Annotated in this window: 17 protein-coding genes and 1 pseudogene; 6 read left to right on the top strand and 12 right to left on the bottom strand. The window is 54.3% G+C overall.

Features of this window, described 5'->3' with window-relative positions; translation table 11 throughout:
- Positions 1 to 26: 26 nt before the first annotated feature.
- Positions 27 to 827: a glucosamine-6-phosphate deaminase gene (nagB, locus tag L466_RS05250; RefSeq protein WP_008501061.1), complete on the bottom strand. Its 801-nt coding sequence runs from the start codon at positions 825 to 827 to the stop codon at positions 27 to 29.
- Between the two features lie 326 nt (positions 828 to 1,153).
- Between nagB and nagE the strand changes: the two genes are divergently transcribed.
- The 4 genes from nagE to chiQ all read left to right on the top strand — a co-directional run bounded on the left by nagE (position 1,154) and on the right by chiQ (position 7,161).
- Positions 1,154 to 3,103 (top strand): PTS N-acetyl glucosamine transporter subunit IIABC, encoded by a 1,950-nt coding sequence (nagE, locus tag L466_RS05255; RefSeq protein ID WP_032681418.1) that lies wholly within the window; start codon positions 1,154 to 1,156, stop codon positions 3,101 to 3,103.
- Between the two features lie 169 nt (positions 3,104 to 3,272).
- A complete protein-coding gene (glnS, locus tag L466_RS05260; RefSeq protein ID WP_025204665.1) occupies positions 3,273 to 4,940 on the top strand; it encodes a glutamine--tRNA ligase in 1,668 nt (555 codons plus the stop codon).
- A 446-nt stretch (positions 4,941 to 5,386) separates the two neighbouring features.
- Positions 5,387 to 6,784: a chitoporin ChiP gene (gene chiP, locus L466_RS05265; protein WP_020884980.1), complete on the top strand. Its 1,398-nt coding sequence runs from the start codon at positions 5,387 to 5,389 to the stop codon at positions 6,782 to 6,784.
- Positions 6,785 to 6,831: 47 nt separating this feature from the next.
- A complete protein-coding gene (gene chiQ, locus L466_RS05270; protein ID WP_025204664.1) occupies positions 6,832 to 7,161 on the top strand; it encodes a ChiQ/YbfN family lipoprotein in 330 nt (109 codons plus the stop codon).
- Between the two features lie 108 nt (positions 7,162 to 7,269).
- On the opposite strand, the gene fur is transcribed toward chiQ, so the two are convergent.
- From fur to ybfF, 4 genes are all read right to left on the bottom strand, one after another.
- Positions 7,270 to 7,716, bottom strand: a complete 447-nt coding sequence (fur, locus tag L466_RS05275) for a ferric iron uptake transcriptional regulator (RefSeq protein ID WP_032681417.1) — start codon at positions 7,714 to 7,716, stop codon at positions 7,270 to 7,272.
- Positions 7,717 to 8,004: 288 nt separating this feature from the next.
- A complete protein-coding gene (gene fldA / locus L466_RS05280; protein ID WP_008501067.1) occupies positions 8,005 to 8,535 on the bottom strand; it encodes a flavodoxin FldA in 531 nt (176 codons plus the stop codon).
- A gap of 155 nt (positions 8,536 to 8,690) precedes the next feature.
- Positions 8,691 to 8,978 carry a LexA regulated protein gene (ybfE, locus tag L466_RS05285; protein ID WP_014169148.1) on the bottom strand — a complete coding sequence of 96 codons (288 nt, stop codon included), beginning with the start codon at positions 8,976 to 8,978 and terminating at the stop codon, positions 8,691 to 8,693.
- Between the two features lie 128 nt (positions 8,979 to 9,106).
- Positions 9,107 to 9,880, bottom strand: a complete 774-nt coding sequence (gene ybfF / locus L466_RS05290) for an esterase (protein WP_014169149.1) — start codon at positions 9,878 to 9,880, stop codon at positions 9,107 to 9,109.
- 183 nt (positions 9,881 to 10,063) lie between these two features.
- Here ybfF and seqA point away from each other — a divergent pair, with 183 nt between their 5' ends.
- Together seqA and pgm are read left to right on the top strand one after the other, a co-directional pair.
- On the top strand, positions 10,064 to 10,612 hold the full coding sequence (seqA, locus tag L466_RS23740; RefSeq protein ID WP_020884977.1) for a replication initiation negative regulator SeqA: 549 nt from the start codon (positions 10,064 to 10,066) through the stop codon (positions 10,610 to 10,612).
- Positions 10,613 to 10,636: 24 nt separating this feature from the next.
- Complete coding sequence (gene pgm, locus L466_RS05300) at positions 10,637 to 12,277, top strand: phosphoglucomutase (alpha-D-glucose-1,6-bisphosphate-dependent) (protein WP_032681416.1); 1,641 nt, start codon at positions 10,637 to 10,639, stop codon at positions 12,275 to 12,277.
- A 70-nt stretch (positions 12,278 to 12,347) separates the two neighbouring features.
- Here pgm and potE read toward each other — a convergent pair.
- The 7 genes and pseudogenes from potE to kdpB all read right to left on the bottom strand — a co-directional run bounded on the left by potE (position 12,348) and on the right by kdpB (position 22,493).
- A pseudogene (potE, locus tag L466_RS05305) lies at positions 12,348 to 13,660 on the bottom strand (putrescine-ornithine antiporter).
- Entirely contained in the window at positions 13,657 to 15,855 is a 2,199-nt protein-coding gene (gene speF / locus L466_RS05310) for an ornithine decarboxylase SpeF (RefSeq protein ID WP_032681415.1), read from the bottom strand. Before speF ends, potE begins: the two are co-directional and overlap by 4 nt.
- A 256-nt stretch (positions 15,856 to 16,111) precedes the next feature.
- On the bottom strand, positions 16,112 to 16,216 hold the full coding sequence (gene speFL, locus L466_RS23735) for a leader peptide SpeFL (protein WP_106503839.1): 105 nt from the start codon (positions 16,214 to 16,216) through the stop codon (positions 16,112 to 16,114).
- A gap of 278 nt (positions 16,217 to 16,494) precedes the next feature.
- On the bottom strand, positions 16,495 to 17,172 hold the full coding sequence (kdpE, locus tag L466_RS05315; protein ID WP_032681414.1) for a two-component system response regulator KdpE: 678 nt from the start codon (positions 17,170 to 17,172) through the stop codon (positions 16,495 to 16,497).
- Entirely contained in the window at positions 17,169 to 19,856 is a 2,688-nt protein-coding gene (gene kdpD / locus L466_RS05320) for a two-component system sensor histidine kinase KdpD (RefSeq protein ID WP_014169155.1), read from the bottom strand. The genes kdpE and kdpD overlap by 4 nt, the downstream gene beginning before the upstream one ends.
- A complete protein-coding gene (gene kdpC / locus L466_RS05325) occupies positions 19,857 to 20,432 on the bottom strand; it encodes a potassium-transporting ATPase subunit KdpC (protein WP_025204660.1) in 576 nt (191 codons plus the stop codon). It lies immediately after the preceding gene.
- Between the two features lie 12 nt (positions 20,433 to 20,444).
- The gene (gene kdpB / locus L466_RS05330) at positions 20,445 to 22,493 is read right to left on the bottom strand and encodes a potassium-transporting ATPase subunit KdpB (protein ID WP_014169157.1); all 2,049 of its coding nucleotides are present in this window, start codon (positions 22,491 to 22,493) and stop codon (positions 20,445 to 20,447) included.
- Positions 22,494 to 22,510 lie beyond the last annotated feature (17 nt).

The raw sequence follows: 22,510 nt of genomic DNA, 5'->3' as shown, positions 1-22,510 counted from the left end.
CTCTTGATGAAGAGGCGGTTATTCAATTACAGACCTTTGATGTTCTCAGCTTCTAACTCGTTGAAGTATTTCAGTGTTTTCACTTTCAGCTCCATCGTGGACGGTTCGTCGCACACGATGACTGATTTTGGATGCAGCTGCAGGCAGCTGATGGTCCACATGTGGTTAACGTTGCCTTCAACGGCAGCCTGCAGCGCCTGCGCTTTCACACCGCCCAGAACCAGAATCATCACTTCTTCGGCATCCAGCAGGGTGCCTACGCCTACGGTCAGGGCGTATTTTGGAACCTGGTTAACATCACCGTCAAAGAAGCGGGAGTTTGCCACGCGCGTGTCATGAGTCAGGGTTTTAATACGCGTACGGGAAGCCAGAGAAGAGGCCGGTTCGTTGAACGCGATATGACCATCGTTGCCCACGCCACCCATGAACAGGTGGATTTTACCGTAGGAACGGATTTTTTCTTCATACTGACGGCATTCTGCGTCAATATCAGGCGCGTTTCCATTCAGCAGGTTAATGTTTTCAGCCGGAATATCAACGTGATCAAAGAAATTACGGTGCATAAAGCTATGGTAGCTTTCCGGATGATCCTTGGGTAAGCCGACATACTCATCCATGTTGAAGGTCACAACATGTTTAAAGCTAACCTGGCCTGCTTTATGCATCTCAACCAGGGCTTTATACGCGGTCAGCGGCGTGCCGCCGGTAGGAAGGCCGAGAACGAAAGGACGATCGGCGGTGGGTTTGAACGCGTTAATACGGTTAACGATATGACGGGCGGCCCATTTACCGACTTGTTCAGCAGTTGCCAGGGGAATCAGTCTCATTGTTCACCTCAAGAGTTAAAGTAGAAGAGTGGGCGGATGGCTATCGGAACCTGAACTAAGCGTAACCTGGAACCTTTCAGGCCGGATCAATCCGTCTTGATTTTTTGAATGATAAAATAAGTTTTCACTGTTAGCCAGAGAAAGGGAGGGTTATTAACGATATTTGGTGACAAAAATCACAAAAAATACGTGTTTAATTTGCGATACGAATTAATTTTTCACACACTCACAATGCCAGTGAATCATCAACTGTATTTATCGTTGTCGACACAATAAAAACATAGTTTATGCACGAGCCTTAATAAGGGTCTCGTAGGGGGAATAGGATGAATATTTTAGGTTTTTTCCAGCGCCTCGGTAGGGCTTTGCAGCTCCCTATCGCCGTGCTACCGGTTGCAGCACTGCTGCTGCGATTCGGGCAACCCGATCTGCTTAATGTGCCATTTATCGCGCAAGCGGGTGGCGCGATTTTTGACAATCTGGCGCTGATTTTCGCCATCGGTGTGGCATCCAGCTGGTCAAAAGACAGCGCGGGTGCAGCGGCGCTGGCCGGGGCTGTCGGTTACTTCATCCTGACGAAAGCGATGGTGACGATAAACCCAGAAATTAACATGGGCGTTCTGGCAGGTATCATTACCGGTCTGGTCGGCGGGGCTGTTTATAACCGTTGGGCGGGGATCAAACTGCCAGACTTCCTGAGCTTCTTTGGTGGAAAACGTTTTGTGCCGATTGCGACAGGCTTCTTCTGTCTGATTCTGGCCGCGATCTTTGGCTACATCTGGCCACCGGTGCAGCACGCTATCCATGCGGGCGGTGAGTGGATTGTTTCCGCTGGCGCAGTGGGTGCGGGTATCTTCGGTTTCATCAACCGTCTGTTGATCCCAACCGGCCTGCATCAGGTGCTGAACACCATTGCCTGGTTCCAGATTGGTGAGTTTACCAACGCCGCGGGCGCGGTATTCCACGGTGATATCAACCGCTTCTACGCAGGTGACGGCACCGCGGGCATGTTCATGTCGGGCTTCTTCCCTATCATGATGTTTGGTCTGCCGGGCGCGGCGCTGGCTATGTACCTGGCCGCACCGAAAGCGCGTCGTCCAATGGTTGGCGGGATGCTGCTGTCAGTTGCCATCACCGCGTTCCTGACCGGTGTTACTGAGCCGCTGGAATTCCTGTTCATGTTCCTGGCTCCGCTGCTGTACCTCATGCACGCTGTGCTGACGGGTATTAGCCTGTTTGTTGCAACGCTGCTGGGTATCCATGCGGGCTTCTCCTTCTCCGCCGGCGCGATCGACTACGTGTTGATGTACAACCTGCCCGCGGCGAGCAAGAACGTCTGGATGCTGGTCGCAATGGGTCTGGTGTTCTTCGTTATCTACTTCGTTCTGTTCAGCGCAGTCATTCGTATGTTTAACCTGAAAACACCAGGCCGCGAAGATACGAAAGACGACATCGTCACTGGCGAAGCTAACAGCAATACCGAAGAAGGGCTGACCCAGCTGGCAACCAATTATATTGCCGCAGTAGGCGGTACGGATAACCTAAAAGCTATCGATGCATGTATTACCCGTCTGCGCCTGACGGTAGGTGATTCTGCGCGTGTTAACGATGCCATGTGTAAACGCCTTGGCGCATCCGGTGTGGTGAAACTGAACAAGCAGACCATCCAGGTTATCGTGGGTGCGAAAGCGGAATCGATTGGCGATGAAATGAAGAAAGTGGTTGCCCGTGGACCGATCGCGGCTTCTGCAGCGAACAGCGCGCCAGTGACGGAAGCCCCGGTGACAAAACCGCAGGCCGTCCCTAACGCAACGACCATTGCCGCGCTGGTTTCACCGATTACCGGTGAAGTGGTTGCGATTGAGCAGGTGCCTGACGAAGCGTTTGCCAGCAAAGCTGTCGGTGACGGTGTGGCGGTGAAACCAACGGACAAAACCGTGGTGTCACCAGCTGCCGGGACCATCGTTAAAATCTTCAACACCAACCATGCGTTCTGCCTCGAAACTGAAAAGGGCGCGGAGATCGTTGTCCATATGGGTATCGATACCGTCGCGCTGAACGGTCAGGGCTTTACTCGCCTGGTGGAAGAGGGGGTCGACGTGGTGGCAGGTCAGCCGATTCTGGAAATGGATCTGGATTACCTGAACGCTAACGCGCGCTCCATGATTAGCCCGGTCGTTTGCAGCAATATCGACGACTTCAGCGGCCTGGTGATTCAGGCGAAAGGTCAGGTCGTTGCGGGCCAGACGCCACTGTATGAGATTAAAGGCAAGTAATCGCTCCTGAGTAGAGTCATGCCTTAAGCGGCGGGGGTTTTCCTCCGCCGCTTTTTTTTGCAGCAATTGCCCCCATTATTTTCTTCAGAGACGTTTTAAGGGTTGTCACTACGTCCGGCTTATAAGATCATATGCCGTTATACGTTGTTTACGCTTTGAGGAATCCACGATGAGTGAGGCTGAAGCCCGCCCGAGTAACTTTATTCGTCAGATCATCGATGAAGATCTGGCCAGTGGTAAGCACACCACAGTTCATACCCGTTTCCCGCCGGAGCCAAACGGCTACCTGCATATTGGTCATGCAAAATCGATCTGCCTGAACTTTGGCATCGCGCAAGACTACCAGGGACAGTGCAACCTGCGTTTCGATGACACCAACCCAGTAAAAGAAGACATCGAATACGTTGAGTCTATTAAGAATGACGTGCAATGGCTGGGCTTCAACTGGTCTGGCGATATCTGCTACTCCTCTGACTATTTTGATCAGCTGTATGCCTATGCGGTCGAGCTTATCAATAAAGGTCTGGCGTATGTCGACGAGCTGTCTGCTGAAGAGATCCGCGAATACCGCGGCACGCTAACCGCGCCGGGTAAAAACAGCCCGTTCCGCGATCGCAGCGTTGAAGAGAACCTGGCGCTGTTTGAAAAAATGCGTGCGGGTGGCTTCGAGGAAGGTAAAGCGTGCCTGCGTGCCAAAATCGACATGGCATCACCGTTCATCGTGATGCGCGATCCGGTTCTGTACCGTATCAAGTTCGCTGAACACCATCAGACCGGTAACAAGTGGTGCATCTACCCGATGTACGACTTTACCCACTGCATCAGCGATGCGCTGGAAGGCATTACGCACTCCCTGTGTACGCTGGAGTTCCAGGATAACCGCCGTCTGTACGACTGGGTTCTGGATAACATCACGATCCCTGTGCATCCGCGTCAGTACGAATTCTCTCGTCTGAATCTGGAATACACGGTGATGTCCAAGCGTAAGCTGAACCTGCTGGTGACAGACAAGCACGTTGAGGGATGGGACGATCCGCGTATGCCAACCATCTCGGGTCTGCGTCGCCGTGGTTATACTGCCGCGTCTATTCGCGAGTTCTGTAAGCGCATCGGCGTGACCAAGCAGGATAACACCATTGAGATCGCCTCTCTGGAATCCTGCATCCGTGAAGATCTGAACGACAACGCGCCGCGCGCAATGGCCGTCATCGATCCGGTTAAATTGGTTATCGAAAACTACCCGCAGGGCGCGAGCGAAATGGTCTCCATGCCTAACCATCCGAACAAACCGGAAATGGGCACCCGTGACGTGCCGTTCAGCGGTGAAATCTGGATCGATCGTGCTGACTTCCGCGAAGAAGCGAACAAGCAGTACAAGCGTCTGGTGCTGGGTAAAGAGGTGCGTCTGCGTAACGCATACGTGATCAAAGCTGAGCGTGTTGAGAAAGATGCGGAAGGGAATATCACCACCATCTTCTGCTCTTACGACGCTGAAACCCTGAGCAAAGATCCGGCAGATGGCCGCAAAGTGAAAGGCGTGATCCACTGGGTAAGTGCAACACATGCGCTGCCGGTTGAAATTCGCCTGTACGATCGTCTGTTCAGCGTGCCTAACCCAGGTGCAGCAGAAGACTTCCTGGCGACAATCAACCCGGAATCTCTGGTCATCAAGCAGGGGTATGCTGAGCCGTCTCTGAAAGCCGCTGAAGCGGGCAAAGCGTTCCAGTTCGAACGTGAAGGCTACTTCTGCCTCGACAGCCGTCACAGTACCTCGGAAAAACCGGTGTTTAACCGTACCGTTGGTCTGCGTGATACCTGGACTAAAGTCGGCGAATAATAACGCTGCTCTGGTCAATGAGAGACAAACGCCGCGTAATGCGGCGTTTTTTTATTGAATGATCATATCGTTAAGCGCGAGCAAAAATAATGTCTGCGCAATATTCAGGTCAATGTGGTGCTACTTATTTTTCTAAAAAAAGTTTGTATATTTCTGAAAATAGTGAAGGCCTGAAAATAACCAGTAATTTACACAATTACTGACTTAAATTTAATGACTTGCCCCGCCAAATCTCGTCTCCCGCTAAATGTTACAAAGCACTACGAATTATGTGCACTTCGTCATAATCCTGACTTTTGCCCACGGAAAAGCATTGATAATTCGCGTCGCGAAAAATAACCTAAAGGCGGTAGTTAATTCGAGGGTATTTCTGACTACCCCTGACCTTTTGGTCTTTTATCTTTTTCGCCGTTCAGGCGTTTTAATTCGTCAAAGAGGAATAATCTATGCGTACGTTCAGTGGCAAACGTAGTGCGCTGGCGCTGGCTATCGCCGGTGTGACAGCAATGTCAGGCCTGGTGATTGCGCCAGAGGCTAAGGCAGCAGGTTTCATCGAAGATTCTACCCTCACGGGCGGTATTTATTACTGGCAGCGTGAACGTGACCGTAAAGACGTTACCGAAGACAAATACAAAACCAACCTTTCTCACTCTACCTGGAACGCCAACCTCGACTTCCAGTCAGGCTATGCCGCCGATATGTTCGGCCTGGATATTGCCGCATTCACGGCAATTGAAATGGCGGAAAATGGCGACAGCGGACACCCGAACGAAATTGCCTTCTCGTCCAGCAATAAGGCCTATAAAGAAGACTGGTCCGGCGATAAAAGCGGTATCAGTCTGTATAAAGCCGCTGCAAAATTCAAATATGGTCCAGTCTGGGCGCGCGGCGGATATATTCAGCCAACTGGCCAAACCCTGTTAGCGCCACACTGGAGTTTTATGCCTGGTACTTACCAGGGCGCTGAAGCTGGCGCTAACTTTGACTACGGTGATGCGGGTGCGTTGAGTTTCTCCTATATGTGGACCAACGAATACAAAGCCCCGTGGCATATCGAAATGGATAAGTTTTACCAGAACGATAAAAAGACCAAAGTGGATTACCTCCACTCGCTGGGTGCGAAGTACGATTTTAAAAACGACCTCGTGTTAGAAGCCGCTTTTGGTCAGGCTGAAGGTTATATCGATCAGTATTTTGCCAAAGCCAGCTACAAGTTTGATATCGCAGGGAGTCCGTTGAGTACCAGTTACCAGTTCTACGGCACGCGAGACAAAGTCAGCGATGGTGGCGTCAACGATATTTATGACGGCACGGCCTGGCTGCAGGCGCTAACCTTTGGCTATAAAGTGGGTCAGGTGGATTTGCGTCTGGAAGGAACATGGGTGAAGGCGGAAGGGCAGCAGGGCTACTTCCTGCAGCGTATGACCCCGACTTACGCATCTTCCAACGGTCGTCTGGATATCTGGTGGGATAACCGCTCTGACTTCAACGCCGACGGCGAAAAAGCGGTCTTCTTCGGCGCAATGTATGACCTGAAAAACTGGAACCTGCCGGGCTGGGCGGTGGGCGCCTCCTACGCGTATGCCTGGGACGCCAAACCGGGCGACATGGCCACACCGGATGCGTACTACGATCCGAACTACCGTCTGAAAGAGTCCTCTTACAGCCTGGATGCCATCTATACCGTGCAGGATGGACGTGCGAAAGGCACGATGTTCAAGCTGCACTTCACGCAGTATGACAACCACTCTGATATTCCAAGCTACGCGGGCGGTTACGGCAACATCTTCCAGGATGAACGTGACGTGAAATTCATGGTTATCGCACCATTCACTATCTTCTGATGAACGCTCCGGCGGGTTCCGTCCCGCCGGAATGGAGACTGCACATGATGAAAAAAATGGTAATCGTCGCGTTGCTGGCCTCGGGGCTGGTGGCTTGCGCCCAGGACCCGGCACCGAAAGAAGATTCTCGCCTGAAGGAGGCTTACAGCGCCTGCATTAACACCGCTGAAGGCTCACCGGAGAAAATTGAAGCCTGCCAGAGCGTGCTGAATGTGCTGAAGAAAGAGAAGGCGCATGAGCAGTTTGCGACGCAGGAAAATGTTCGCGTGATGGACTATCAGGCCTGCATTCAGGCGCGTAAAACCGGTAACGATCAGGAAGTGGCGAAGCGTTGCGACCAGATCTGGAAGGAAATACGCAGTAACAACGGAAATTAATTAAGCGTGTTAAGGCCCGGTGGCGCTGTGCTTGCCGGGCTTTTTTTCGCCGGGTGACAGGCAAAAAAAAGCCAACCTTGCGGCTGGCTCAGAGTATGAAAGTTCGACTTATTTGGCGTCGTGTGCGTGATCGTCTTCGCGGCAATCACCTTCAGCACAGTGACCATACAGATACAGGCTATGGTTGGTCAGGCGGATACCATGACGAGCAGCGATTTCACGCTGACGTGCTTCGATGGAATCATCGCTAAATTCAATGACCTTGCCACAATCCAGGCAGATCAGGTGATCGTGGTGGTGCTGCTGGGTCAGTTCGAATACAGATTTACCGCCTTCGAAATTATGACGGGTAACAATGCCCGCGTCATCAAACTGGTTCAGCACGCGATAGACGGTTGCCAGCCCAATCTCTTCACCCATGTCGATAAGACGCTTGTAAAGGTCTTCCGCACTGACATGGTGATTGTCTGGACCCTGAAGCACTTCAAGGATTTTTAACCGAGGAAGCGTAACTTTCAGGCCAGCCTTCTTTAATGCGGTATTGTTGTCAGTCATGCGGAATCTGTCCTGTTGCTAAACGATTCACTTCTGGAGGAAGTGACAGAAAATGCACCTGGAATAATGCGTCTCATTATAGAACTGCCATGGCTAAATGAAAACTGCAAGTCTCAGGCAAAGTATGCTTATAAAAACGTGGTATCACCGACAAACTTACTCAATGGCACCCCATTTTACCTGGGAGACATTGTACAGGTCTGGGCGAAAAAGTTAAAAGATTGTAGCGATTAATTTAATCGTTTGACCCGGTTCCTGGGCGCAACCGGGGTTGCGCCACAATAACAATCAGGCGTTAAGAATATCGTCCAGGTGCAGTTCTTCGCGGATCTGCTTCACCCACTTCTCAACGCGCTCTGCGGTCAGTTCTGGCTGACGGTCTTCGTCGATCGCCAGACCCACGAAGTGGTCGTCATCGGCCAGGCCTTTAGACGCTTCAAAGTGATAACCTGCAGTCGGCCAGTGGCCTACGATAACTGCACCATTCGGTTCAATGATATCGCGGATAGTGCCCAGCGCGTCACAGAAGTACTCAGCGTAGTCTTCCTGATCGCCGCAGCCAAACAGGGCGACCAGCTTGCCGTTGAAGTCCACTTCTTCCAGCGTCGGGAAGAAATCATCCCAGTCACACTGGGCTTCACCGTAGTACCAGGTTGGGATACCCAGCAACAGGATGTCATAGCCTTCGAGATCTTCTTTGCTGCTCTTGGCGATGTCATGCACATCGGCAACGTCTTTACCGAGCTGTTTTTGAATGTTTTTTGCGATATTTTCGGTATTGCCGGTATCACTGCCGAAGAAAATGCCGATGATTGCCATGAGTAAAATAACCTCTTGAAACTTAATGGTATGGTGGCGCAATTTGTCCACGGATAAGGGCAATAATAGCAGAACTGGCAACCCCGCGGAAACAGCTATCGCGCAGGACTGCACTCTGTGCTACATGAAAAGGGTAAGAAAGGGGATTTTCAGACTTATGCCTGGCGGCGCAACGTCTCAAGCTGGGCGATCAACATCTCTTCAATGAGCTCGCTACGGCTGATATTACGCGCTTCAGCCAGTTCGTTAAGCGCATCGACGGCGTCGGCATTGAGCTTCAGTTCGACACGCTTAAGCCCACGATTTTTATCGCGTTTAAGCTGGTTGCGTTTATTAATACGCAGCTGTTCATCGCGCGAAAGCGGATTCGTTTTCGGTCGTCCCGGTCGACGCTCATTCGCGAACAGATCTAGTGTCGTACGGTCCGTTTGTTCTTTGGCCATGATTCTGAGACTTCGGGGGAAACAAGCCGCCCTGCTATTGCCCGGGCGATGAGCGCGCCATCATACATCACCAAAAACGGCACGCCAACGACTGGAAGCCCGCAACCTTCCAGTCGCTCTCTTTTTAATCAATTCGCAGTATCAGAGAGATAGCGGCGGATGGCGCGTAACACGGCGTCAGGTTTTTCCGCGTGAACCCAGTGTCCGGCACCGGCGATGACATGGGCGCGCGCCTGCGGGAATTGCGCCAGCAAGGTGTCGCGGTAGGCGTCAGTGACATAAGGGGAGTTACCGCCGCGAATAAAGAGGGTAGGGTGTTGCCAGGCGGGCACCGTATCCCAGCCGACGATGTTGTTGTACTGCGCCCAGAGTACCGGCACGTTGAAACGCCACTGGCCGTCGACAAACGACTTCAGCAGAAACTGAATAACGCCTTCTTCATTAAGATGTTCGCGCATGACGGCTGTGGCCTGTTGGCGGGTTGAAACCCCAGCCTCTGTCACCGCATTGATGGCAGCAAAAATGTCGTCATGACGGCGCACGTCGTAATCCACCGGGGCAACGTCGATCACGACCAGACCGTTGATTCTGTCCGGTGCCAGCGCCGTCAGGGCCATTACCGCCTTGCCACCCATAGAATGCCCGATGAGCGTCACCTTCTGAAGATGGTTGGCATCAAGCGTATCGAGCAGATCCTGGGCCATTGCCGCGTAGGTCATCTCCTCTGAACGCCCGGAAAGACCGTGATTTCGCATATCGACCTGCAGAATATCGTGATCGGTAACCAGATCGCGCGCCAGCACCCCCAGGTTATCCAGGCTGCCAAAAAGCCCGTGAACCAGTACGATGGGAGAATTATTGTTCGGCGATTGTGCAGTTTGCGCTCGGGTATTCAATTTCATGGCAAAGTTCTTTTTTTACGTATGTCAGGTTAGGGTATCATGTTGACCATTCTGCCGCCCGGCTGCAAGGTTCCAGTTTAATCTGACTTTTGCCGCCAACCTGGTTTGACGCTATCCGCTGTTGGAATTTAACTTTATAATCCCAACGACTTGTATTCAGATAAGATATCGCACTGGATTAAGATGAAAACAATCGAAGTTGATGACGAACTCTATCAGTATATTGCCAGCCAGACGCGGCATATCGGGGAGAGTGCGTCCGACATTTTACGGCGCATGCTTAAAATTTCCGCCGCCTCACAGCCTGCTACCCCAGTCACTAAAGATGTCGTGTCTCAACAAAACGTTGTTGCACAAGCAAAACCTGCCGTCGCGCAAGTGAAAGACAAAGTACGTGCGATGCGCGAGTTGCTGCTCTCTGATGAGTACGCCGAGCAGAAAAAAGCGGTTAACCGCTTCATGCTGGTGCTGTCTACACTCTATTCACTGGATAACAAAGCGTTTGCTGAAGCGACCGAGTCGCTGCACGGTCGTACCCGCGTCTATTTCGCAGGCGACGAGCAAACGCTGCTGCAAAATGGCAACCAAACCAAACCTAAACATGTCCCGGGCACACCGTACTGGGTCATCACCAATACCAATACGGGCCGCAAGTGCAGCATGGTTGAACACATCATGCAGTCCATGCAGTTCCCGGCGGAATTGATTGAAAAGGTTTGCGGTACAATTTAACCCTTGCATCAGAAGGACCCGGTAATGGCAAATCACAGCCGTGCAGGCCAACCTGCACAACAAAGCGATTTGATTAACGTCGCTCAGCTGACCGCGCAGTATTACGTGCTGAAACCGGTCGTGGGCAACGCAGAACACGCAGTGAAGTTTGGTACATCTGGCCACCGCGGTAGCGCGGCGCGCCATAGCTTTAACGAACCGCACATTCTGGCTATTGCTCAGGCCATCGCGGAAGAGCGCGCTAAAAACGGCGTTACCGGTCCGTGCTATGTGGGAAAAGATACCCATGCTCTGTCTGAACCGGCGTTCATTTCCGTGCTGGAAGTGCTGACGGCGAATGGCGTTGACGTCATTGTTCAGGAAAATAACGGCTTCACGCCGACCCCTGCGGTCTCTAACGCGATCCTTGTCCACAACAAAAAAGGCGGCGCGCTGGCTGACGGGATTGTGATCACTCCATCACACAACCCGCCAGAAGACGGTGGGATCAAATACAACCCGCCTAACGGTGGACCGGCAGACACGAACGTCACGAAAGTGGTTGAAGATCGTGCCAATGCGCTGCTGGCGGATGGCCTGAAAGGGGTGAAACGCCTCTCTCTGGATGCGGCCATGGCGTCCGGCCATGTAAAAGAGCAGGATCTGGTACAGCCATTTGTGGAAGGTCTGGCGGATATCGTCGATATGGCGGCCATCCAGAAAGCCGGTCTGAAGCTGGGCGTTGACCCTCTCGGCGGCTCCGGTATCGAATACTGGAAACGCATCGCAGAGCATTACAAGCTGAACCTGACCATCGTTAACGATCACGTTGATCAGACCTTCCGCTTTATGCACCTGGATAAAGACGGCGCCATCCGTATGGACTGCTCTTCCGAGTGCGCGATGGCGGGCCTGCTGGCGCTGCGTGATAAATTCGACCTGGCGTTTGCCAACGACCCGGATTATGACCGCCACGGTATTGTCACCCCGGCAGGGCTGATGAACCCGAACCATTATCTTGCGGTTGCCATCAACTACCTGTTCCAGCATCGTCCACAGTGGGGCAAAGAGGTGGCTGTAGGTAAAACGCTGGTCTCCTCGGCGATGATTGACCGCGTGGTTGAGGCGCTGGGCCGTAAGCTGGTGGAAGTACCGGTAGGCTTCAAATGGTTTGTTGACGGTCTGCACGACGGCAGCTTCGGTTTTGGCGGTGAAGAGAGCGCGGGCGCATCCTTCCTGCGTTTCGACGGCACGCCATGGTCTACCGATAAAGACGGGATCATCATGTGCCTGCTGGCGGCGGAAATCACCGCTGTCACCGGTAAAAATCCGCAGGAACACTATAACGAGCTGGCGGCACGCTTTGGCGCGCCAAGCTATAACCGTATTCAGGCTGGCGCGACCTCCGCGCAGAAAGAGGCGCTGTCTAAACTCTCTCCGGAGATGGTCAGTGCCAGCACGCTGGCCGGAGACCCTATCACGGCCCGTCTGACGGCGGCCCCGGGTAACGGTGCCTCTATCGGTGGTCTGAAAGTGATGACCGAAAACGGCTGGTTTGCCGCGCGTCCATCCGGTACGGAAGATGCGTACAAAATCTATTGTGAGAGCTTCCTCGGTGACGAACACCGTAAGCTGATTGAGAAAGAAGCGGTAGAGATTGTCAGCGAAGTGCTGAAAAACGCGTAAATCGCGGTGGGCTGATGCCCTCACGATGCAGTCAAAACGGCAACCCCAGGGTTGCCGTTTTGCTTTTGCATTAACTGTGTTTATTTTTCAATTAAACCGTGGTGATACCAGACCGTACAGCGTCCAGCCCATAAAGGTCACCATCGCACCATACAGCATGGCTTCCTGGCCGGAAGAGTAGAGCGCATAGAAGCTGTAAATTGCCCCAATCAGCGCCACAATATTCGCCACCCTCGCTTTGCCTGCGTCCACCTTCGCCACCTTCTGAATGATGACCAGCGCCGCCATCGACAGAATATACGGAATGATATTGGTCACTACCGCCAGGTTGACCAGCACGTTGAACTGGCTGTTCAGCGACGGGCTGATGGTCATCAAAGATAACCCACTCTGGAAGATAACAATCGCCAGCATGCCCTGAACCGGTGCCTCTGCTTTGCTGACCCGGGAGAAGATTTTCGGAAAATACCCTTCGTCAGCGGATGATTTAAAGACCTGAGCGATGGTGAACTGCCAGCCGAGGAGCGAGCCGCAGCAGGACATCACCATCAGCCCCATGATCACTTTCCCGACACCCGGCGTAAACATCTGCGCAAAGGCCAGACCGAACGGTGCCGTGGAACTGGCAAGATCCATGTTCGGTACAATCCCTGCAATCACGTTGGTTGAGACAATGTAAATGGCCGCAGCGCCCAGCGTACCGCCAAGCACGGCAATCGGTACGTTCTTCTCCGGGTTTTCCACCACTTCGGCGTTAGCACACGCAGATTCCAGCCCCAGGAAGGCCCACAGCGTCATGGCGATGGAAGAGCCCACTGCGGTGAAGAACGGAACATGGTGTGGGTTCCAGGAGTTGACGTACAGCGTGGGGCTAAACCAGAACCAGCCGATGATGCACAGCCCAACCACCGGGATAATGACCCCCCAGACGGTAATACTGCTGATCTGTCCGGTAATACGCGCGCCGCCAAAGTTAGCCACGGTGCAGATCCACAGCACGCCGATGGTGGCCAGCCCGATTTGCACCGGGGTCAGCGCCACACCGAATAGCTCCGTACCGTAACCCACGGCGGAAATGGCAATCGCCACGTTAGCGATCAGCAAAGAGACGCCGTAGGTGTAGTTGGCCATGAAGTTACCGGATTTGCCAAAGGCATATTCGGCGTAGCCGCCCATCCCGCCGGGCTTGCGGCTGAACATACCGCACTTGGCGAATGCCCAGGCCAGTGCCATTGACCCCACTGCGGTCACCATCCAGGAGATAATCGAAATGGTTCCTACTTCCGCAAGCTTGGTGGGCAGCATGATGATCCCGGACCCCATCATGTTTACCATGGTGAGAATGGTCAGCTGCACCACGCCCATTTTATTGGACTTGCTCATAATTTTTCTCCTTTCAGCAGCGATGGCTGAGCGGCAGCGTGTTTGATGACGTTACAACGAACCTGCTTACGACCGTCACACTCCTCAACGTAAACGCCCTGCAGTTCCGGCGCGAAGCCCGGTAAAAGGTTGATACCCTCTTCCAGCGCAGCAAAGTAGCGCAGCACGGAACCGCCCCAGACTTCACCCGGCACAACGCACAACACCCCCGGTGGATAAGGAAGGGCACCTTCGGCGGCAATGCGACCTTCCGCATCGCGCAGCGAGACCAGCTCGACCTCACCCCGCAGGTAGGCATAGTTCGCCTCTTGCGGGTTCATCATGACGCGCGGGAAGTGAGACTTGCGGAACATCTCTTTTTGCAGCTGCTTCACATTGTGGCGGGCGTACAGCTCATGCATTTCCTGGCAAATCTGGCGCAGGGTGTAATCTGCATAGCGCTCCGGATACTGTTTACAGACAGAAGGCAGTACCTCTTTGAGGGGGGCATCCGTCTCGAGCAGTTTTTCGAAGCGCACCAGTTGCGCGACCAGTTGCTGCAGTTTGCCCATATCCTCGGCAGGCGTGAGCAAGAACAGGATGGAGTTGAGATCGCATTTTTCCGGCACGATGCCGTTTTCACGCAGGAAGTTGGCGAGAATAGTGGCGGGGACGCCGAAATCCTCGTACTCACCGGTCCGGGCGTTAATACCCGGCGTGGTCAGCAGCAGTTTGCACGGATCGATAAAATACTGATGTTCGGCATAGCCTTCGAAGGCGTGCCAGTGTTCACCGGGCACGAAGTGGAAGAAGCGCAGGTCCGTGGCAATCTCAGCGGTGTCCCAGCTTTCCCACGGACGGCCATCAACCAGTTCCGGCACGAATGGGCGAAGATACTGGCAGTTCTGCAGGATCAGCTTACGGGCTTCGATACCGGTCACCACGCAGTCCATCCACATGTTGCGACCGCTCTGTCCCTCATGCATGCGGGCGTTGATATCCAGTGCAGCAAACAGCGGATAGAACGGGCTGGTGGACGCGTGCATCATGAAGGCGTTATTCAGCCGCTTATGCGGAACATAGCGCTGCTGGCCTTTGATGTGGCTGTCCTTCTTGTGGATTTGCGAGGTCTGTGAGAAACCGGCCTGCTGTTTATGGACTGACTGGGTGACCAGGATCCCCGGATCGTTTTCATTCAGCTCCAGCAGCAGCGGAGAGCAATCGGCCATCATCGGTATAAACTGCTCGTAACCCACCCAGGCAGAGTCAAACAGGATGTAGTCGCACAGATGGCCGATGTTATCCACGACCTGGCGAGCGTTATAGATGGTGCCATCGTAGGTACCCAGCTGGATCACCGCCAGGCGGAACGGACGCGCGTCGCGGGCACGGCCCGGCGCCACTTCGGACACCAGCTCACGCAGATAATTCTCCTCGAAGCAGTGGGCGTCGATGCCGCCAATAAAGCCGTACGGGTTACGTGCGGTTTCCAGATAGACCGGCGTTGCGCCCGCCTGAAGAAGTGCTCCGTGATGGTTGGATTTATGGTTGTTGCGATCGAACAGGACCAGGTCGCCCGGAGTGAGAAGGGCGTTGAGCACCACTTTGTTGGACGATGAGGTTCCGTTCAGCACGAAGTAGGTTTTATCGGCATTAAAGACTTTCGCCGCATGCTGCTGCGCAATGCAGGGTGCCCCTTCGTGGATCAACAGATCGCCCATCGCCACGTCGGCGTTGCACAGGTCTGAGCGGAAAAGGGTTTCGCCAAAGAAATCGACAAACTGATTGCCGGCAGGGTGACGGCGGAAGAATTGCCCGCCCTGGTGACCCGGACAGTCGAAGGCACTGTTACCCTGTTTGACATAGTCGACCAGAGCCCGGAAAAACGGCGGCCGCAGTTGGGTTTCATACTTCTGCGCGGCCGCTTCCAGTTGGCGTCCGTGGAAGTCGTTGCTGGTGTCTGATGCTTCGAATACGCCGTGGATCCGCGATAAATACTCTGCCGGGATAATTTCTTCTTTATGCGTCGCGACAAAAACAGGAATGCCAAATCCGGTTGCTTCTATTTCTTCTATACGACCAGTGAAAATATCGCTGACGGCCAGAACAATGGCGGCAACATCAATATAATCTGTGGCGTTGATATCCACCAGTTCACGGTGAGTGGTAAAGCAATCAGGGCAGGTGCGGCTGGCTGCAATTTTTAAACTTTTCATCTTTCTCTCTTTATTTTAGGTAATAACATTCCCTCGATTTCTTGCAGAAAAGAAATCGATAATATGCCGGAAAACAGCAAAAGGAGGCCGCTGATTAAAAAAATCAGTAATGCGTTTTTTGCTGAATAGAATTCAGTCCGCCCGGTCGCGGATGAGCCTGAATTAAGATGAATGAGCGCACGGGTTCACAGGCAAAGGCCTGTAAAATAGGGTGTTTCAGGATAACCTGCAAGCGGGTGCGCCAGAAGTCGAAGGACTACCGGGCATTAAAGATATGAAAGTCAAAACAGTTTCGGTGGGCAAACATCATGATATGAGTTGTCCGCCTTATATGGGGCATTAAACGATTATTGTTTTCCATGTTTCATTTCCTTTCAGTAATTGAAAGCATGGACATTTTATCCTGGAAAAAGCGATTAACTGTGAAACAGATCACCGTTAACCGATCAAATCAGAAATAAATATTCGCTTTTGATGAATATCGCAGATCAAAATGCTGATATGTTGATGTTGCGTTAACGGATTGTGTTATGAATGTTCTGAGTGGACATAAATACACCAAAAAATAACCCGGAGATTATTTTCGCGCGTATTTTAGAGGAGGGTAGGTGTTTATTTAAAAATAAACTGAATAGTTATTCAAAGCATGAACCGATAACCGATACCGGTTTCAGTTAATAAATGACGAGGACGCGCGGGGTCAACTTCCAGTTTTTGTCGAAGGTGTCCCATATATATGCGTAAATAGTGACTATGTTCCACGGCGTTTGGCCCCCACACCTGACTCAATAGCTGGCGCTGGGTGAGTACCTTACCGTGATTATTGAGCAAAACGGCGAGTAGCCGAAACTCGATGGGGGTGAGATGGATTTCCTCTTCACCGCGAACAATGCGCCGTGCTGCCAGATCAACCCGAATATCACCAAACGTGTATGTTGGGTCGGCAGGGGTGGTGGCGCTGTGACGACGCAGCGCGACACGAAGGCGAGCCTGCAGTTCGCCAATACCAAAAGGCTTAATCAGATAGTCATCCGCTCCGGCATCCAGCGCCGCGATTTTATCCGACTCTTCGGTACGGGCTGACAGCACCAGAATGGGCATCTGACTCCACTGTCGAACCTCACGAATAAAATCGATGCCGTCGCCATCCGGCAGGCCGAGATCGAGGATCACCAGTTCAGGTTTGCGCGTGGCCGCTTCAATCAAACCCCGCTGGAGCGTGCCGGCGTCATGAACGCGCAGGCCATCGCCTTCCAGCGCAGCACGCAGAAACCGGCTAATGGCGATCTCATCTTCAACAATCAGAACGTTGATCACAAATCCTCTGGTAATTCATTAAGTTCTGGCGGGGCTTCCAGAGGAAGTTTAACACAAAAACGTGCGCCGCCTTCCGGGCGATTCTCCGCCGAAATGGTACCGCCATGAACGTCAATAATCGCCTGGCAAATCGCCAGACCCAGACCCACGCCGGGAATGGCCGACTCTTTATTACCGCGGGCAAATTTCTCGAAAATAGCGAACTCCTGTCCGGCAGGGATACCCGGCCCGGTATCCCAGACGTCAAGCCGTAGCGTGTGATCTTCCACCGTGGCATCCACCCCAATCCGGGCGTTTGCTCCTGCGTATTTGCCGGCATTTTCCAGCAGATTGATCAGCACGCGTTCAAACAGCGGGCCATCAACGTGAATTAACGTCAGCGGTTCGGGCATGTTCAGCGCAATGTGGCGCCCACCGAGGCCCGGCTCCAGCATTTTCAAAGCGCTACCCACCACCTCTTCGAGCGTGAGCCACTCTTTTTTGAGGTTAAATCCGCCCGACTGAATACGCGCCATATCAAGCAGATTATTTACCAGGCGTGTGGTGTTCAGCACATGCTGGCGGATCTCGCTGGCCTGCAACGCATGTTTCGAGCCTTCCGCTGCCAAATCCAGCGTCAAAATTTCTGACTGGCCAAACAGCACGGTGAGTGGGGTGCGAAGGTCGTGGGAGAGGGCGGCCAGCAATGAGTTACGAATGCTCTCGCGCTCGCTTGCCAGACGGGCCTGTTCTTCGCTGGCGGTAAGCGCCAGCCGTTCCAGCGCGCTTGCCACCAGCAGGGTAAATGTCTCCAGCAATCGCTGCTGTTCGGGGATCATCAGCTGGCGCAGATTCGAAGGTTCAACGATCACCAGCCCCTGATTTTTATCGGCACTGCGCAGCGGCAGAATTTGATACGGTACGCCGGGCAGGGTGTCCGTCCCTGCACCCGCAGGAAGTCCTTTATCAAAGCTCCAGCGCGCAATGGCTTCATCCCAGGGCGTCATGCCTGAGGCCGAGGTCAGCGGGCGCAGTTTCCCGTGTTCGTCCGGGAGTAAAATCAGGTTGCTGGCGTGAAAGGTCGAGCGGATAAACTGCTCGCTGGTCTGCACAATATCCAGCGGTGTACGGCCAACCGCCAGCGATTTAGACATCTCATAGAGATGCCGTGTGCGCTGTTCGCGGTAGCGGGCGATACGGGCCTGATAGCGTACGCCCGCCGTCAGATTACCGATCACCAGCCCAACGGTAAGCATCACGGCAAAGGTGAGAATGTACTGCACATCCGAAACGGCGAGCGTTCCGCGGGGCGCGATAAAGAACAGATCGAAGCTGATGACGTTGATGAACGTCGCCAGTACTGAGGGCCAGCGCCCGTAAAAGAGCGCCACCACGACCACGCCGAGCAGGTAGATCATCACCAGATTGGCCGCGTCGAAGGCAATCAGCCAGTGGCTGGCAATCACGGTGATCAGCGCGCAGAGCACGACGGCGACAAGACAGCCGCGGATCTGAATTCGCCATTTATCATTAAAAGTGCGGCTGTCCGGTGCGCGGTTGGGTAAAGGGGTGGGTTTGTCATCCAGTGCGACAATCACCAGATCGAGGTCGGGAGCACGCCGGGCCAGTTTGTCAGCAAAGGATTCGCGGCTAAACCAGCGACGATGCTGACGACGGCCAATGACAATTTTCCCGAGGTTGTGCTCACGCGCGTAGCGCAGAATGGCTTTATCTTCCTGGGGATCGGAGAGAGTGGCGGTTTCTGCGCCCAGCTCCTGTGCCAGACGCAGCGAACTTAAGATCGCGCGGCGCTGGTTTTCAGGCAGCGCGTGAAGCTGCGGCGTCTCGACATAGACCGCATGCCAGACGCTGCCAAACTTGGCCGCCAGGCGCGCTGCGGTGCGGACGAGCTTTTCATTGCCGCTGCCGTGACCCACACACAGCAGAATGGCATCCCGCGTATGCCAGACGCGCTCCTGCCCTTGCAGGTCACGCCAGGCGCGCATCTGATCGTCCACGCGATCCGCCGTGCGACGCAGGGCCAGCTCGCGCAGGGCTATCAGGTTGCCTTTGCGAAAGAAATGTTCGATGGCGCGTTCGGCCTGACCTGCAATATAGACTTTTCCTTCATGCAGTCGCTGGCGCAGATCGTCTGGAGGCAGATCGACCAGCACCACTTCGTCCGCAGAGTCGAAAAAGGGATCGGGTACGGTTTCGCGAACCTGAATCCCGGTCACGCCGCTGACCACGTCGTTCAGGCTTTCGAGATGCTGAACATTTACCGTGGTGAAAACATCAATGCCTGCTTCAAGCAGCTCTTCAACGTCCTGCCAGCGTTTGGGGTGGCGCGAGCCTGAAGCATTACTGTGTGCCAGTTCGTCCATCAGGATAAGCGCGGGCCTGCGGGCGAGGGCGGCGTCGAGATCGAACTCCGTGACCAGACGCCCACGATGGCTGATACGGCGAGGCGGCTGTGTCGCCAGCCCCTTCAACAGTGCTGCCGTCTCTTTCCGGCCGTGGGTTTCCACCACGCCGATAAGAATATCGAGCCCCTGCGCCCGAAGCCGCTGGGCTTCTGTCAGCATGGCGAAGGTTTTCCCGACGCCAGCACAGGCGCCGAAGAAGATTTTCAGTTTGCCGCGATGGGCTTCAGCCGTCTGTTCGAGCAGCCTGTCCGGATCCGGGCGCATGGGCTCGTCGGTCATTTAGTTTTTCCTTAGCGCGTCCAGCGCCAGATTCAGCTCAACAATATTCACCACGGGCATGCCGATGAAGCTGACCAGCGGTTTTTGCGTATGCTCTGCGACCAGCTTGCTCACCTGTTCGACCGTCAGCTGACGGGCCGCCGCGACGCGGGGGATCTGCCATGCCACCGCCTTCGGCGTCAGGCTGTAGTCCAGCCCGCTCGCAGAGGCCGTCACCAGCTCCACAGGCACCTCCCGGCTGGCCTGTGGATTTGCGGCGCGCAGGGCGGCTACACGTTCGGCAATGGCTTTATCCAGCTCCGGGTTGCTGCCGGCCAGGTTACTGCCACCGGATGCCATCGGATTATACGGGCTTTCGGCAGTGGCGGAAGGGCGTCCCTGGAAGTAACGGGCGTCGGTAAAATTCTGTCCAATCAGACGCGAACCGCGGTTTTCACCGTTTTGCACGATCAGCGAGCCGTTGGCCTGATCCTTAAACCACCACTGGCCCAGCGCGGTGGTCACCAGCGGATAAAGCCCGCCGGTAATAAGCGACAACAGAATAAACAGAAGTATAGCGGGACGTAACATCGTCATTTGATTCACCTTTTAAACCAGCCCAAACAGCGTCAACAGCAGGTCGATAACCTTGATACCGATGAAGGGGACAATCAGCCCACCCAGCCCGTAAATCCACAGGTTGCGGCGCAGCATGGCGGCCGCGGTCAGCGGTTTATAGCTCACCCCTTTGAGCGCCAGCGGGATCAGGAAGACAATAATCAGGGCGTTAAAAATAACCGCACTGAGAATGGCTGATGCTGGCGAGTGCAGATGCATCACGTTCAGCGCATTAAGCTGCGGATAGGTGGCTGCAAACGCCGCGGGAATGATGGCAAAGTATTTTGCGACGTCGTTGGCGATACTGAACGTTGTCAGTGAACCGCGCGTCATCAGCATCTGCTTACCGATGTGCACAACTTCAATCAGCTTGGTCGGGTTCGAGTCGAGGTCGACCATGTTGCCCGCCTCTTTCGCCGCCTGGGTACCGGAGTTCATGGCCACCGCCACGTCGGCCTGCGCAAGGGCTGGGGCATCGTTGGTGCCATCACCCGTCATCGCCACCAGGCGGCCTTCCGCCTGATACTGACGAATTAACGCCAGCTTGGCTTCAGGCGTTGCCTCCGAGAGAAAATCATCCACGCCCGCTTCGGCAGCAATCGCGGCGGCGGTCAGACGGTTGTCCCCGGTGATCATCACCGTTTTGATCCCCATTTTCCGCAGCTGGGCAAAGCGCTCTTTGATCCCGCCTTTTACGATATCCTTCAGCGAAATCACCCCCAGCACATGTGCCCCTTCAGCCACCACCAGCGGCGTCGCGCCCTGACGTGCCACGCTCTCGACCAGGTTGTCCACTTCTGGTGGGAAATGACCATTATTGGCTTCAATGTGGCGACGAATTGCGTCGACGGAGCCTTTACGGATCATGCGGTCCTGAATGTTGATGCCGCTCATTCGGGTTTGTGCCGTGAAGGGAACGAAAGTCGCATGGAGACTCTGAACGTCGCGCTGGCGCAGGTTAAAGCGCTGCTTGGCGAGGATCACGATACTGCGGCCTTCCGGCGTTTCATCGGCGAGGGAAGAGAGTTGCGCCGCATCCGCCAGCGTTTTTTCATCCACGCCGGGGGCAGGTAAGAACTCTGACGCCTGGCGGTTACCGAGGGTAATTGTCCCGGTTTTATCCAGCAGCAGAACGTCCACATCCCCTGCGGCTTCGACCGCACGTCCGCTGGTAGCGATGACGTTCGCGCCCAGCATACGGCTCATACCGGCCACGCCGATGGCCGACAGCAGCCCCCCGATGGTGGTCGGGATCAGGCAGACCAGCAGCGCCACCAGAACGGTGGTGGTGACCGCGGTACCGCCGTAAGCGGAGAATGGCCACAACGTGGCGGTTGCCAGCAGAAAGACAATCGTCAGCGCCACCAGCAGGATGGTCAGGGCAATTTCGTTTGGTGTTTTACGACGCTGCGCGCCTTCCACCATGGCAATCATACGGTCAAGGAAGGTTTCACCCGGGTTGACGCTACACTGGATCACCAGCCAGTCGGAGAGAATGCGTGTCCCGCCCGTTACGGAGGCGAAATCACCCCCGGATTCACGTATGACGGGAGCGGATTCCCCGGTGATGGCACTTTCATCTACCGACGCGCCGCCTTCGATGACTTCACCGTCGCAGGGGATAATGTCCCCGGCTTCGACCAGCACCACGTCACCTTTACGCAGTTCATCTGCCGGGACATGGTCCATCTGGGCACCGTATTTCGGTTCGCGTAATTTGCGCGCAAAAGCGGTCTTTTTCACCCCTTTGAGGCTATTGGCCTGCGCTTTGCTGCGGCCTTCCGCCAGCGCTTCCGCAAAGTTGGCAAACAGTACGGTGAACCACAGCCACAGGCTGATAGCGCCGGTGAACATCGCATTCCCCTGCAGATGACCCGTTCCCATGGCAATCGCCAGCGCGGTGGTGAGTAAACTCCCTATCCAGACGATAAACATCACCGGGTTGTGCCACTGCACGCGCGGGCTCAACTTTTTCACCGCATCCATGAGGGCCTGTCGAACTAACGACGGTTCGAACAGGGCCATTTGTTTACGACTCATGACAAATTCTCCGCAAA

It is taken from the genome of Enterobacter sp. BIDMC 30 (genome assembly GCF_000534355.1).
In the GTDB taxonomy this organism is placed as follows: domain Bacteria; phylum Pseudomonadota; class Gammaproteobacteria; order Enterobacterales; family Enterobacteriaceae; genus Enterobacter; species Enterobacter ludwigii.
The sequence above is the reverse complement of the archived record's forward strand: the minus strand, read 5'-3'. Positions and strand labels throughout refer to the sequence as shown.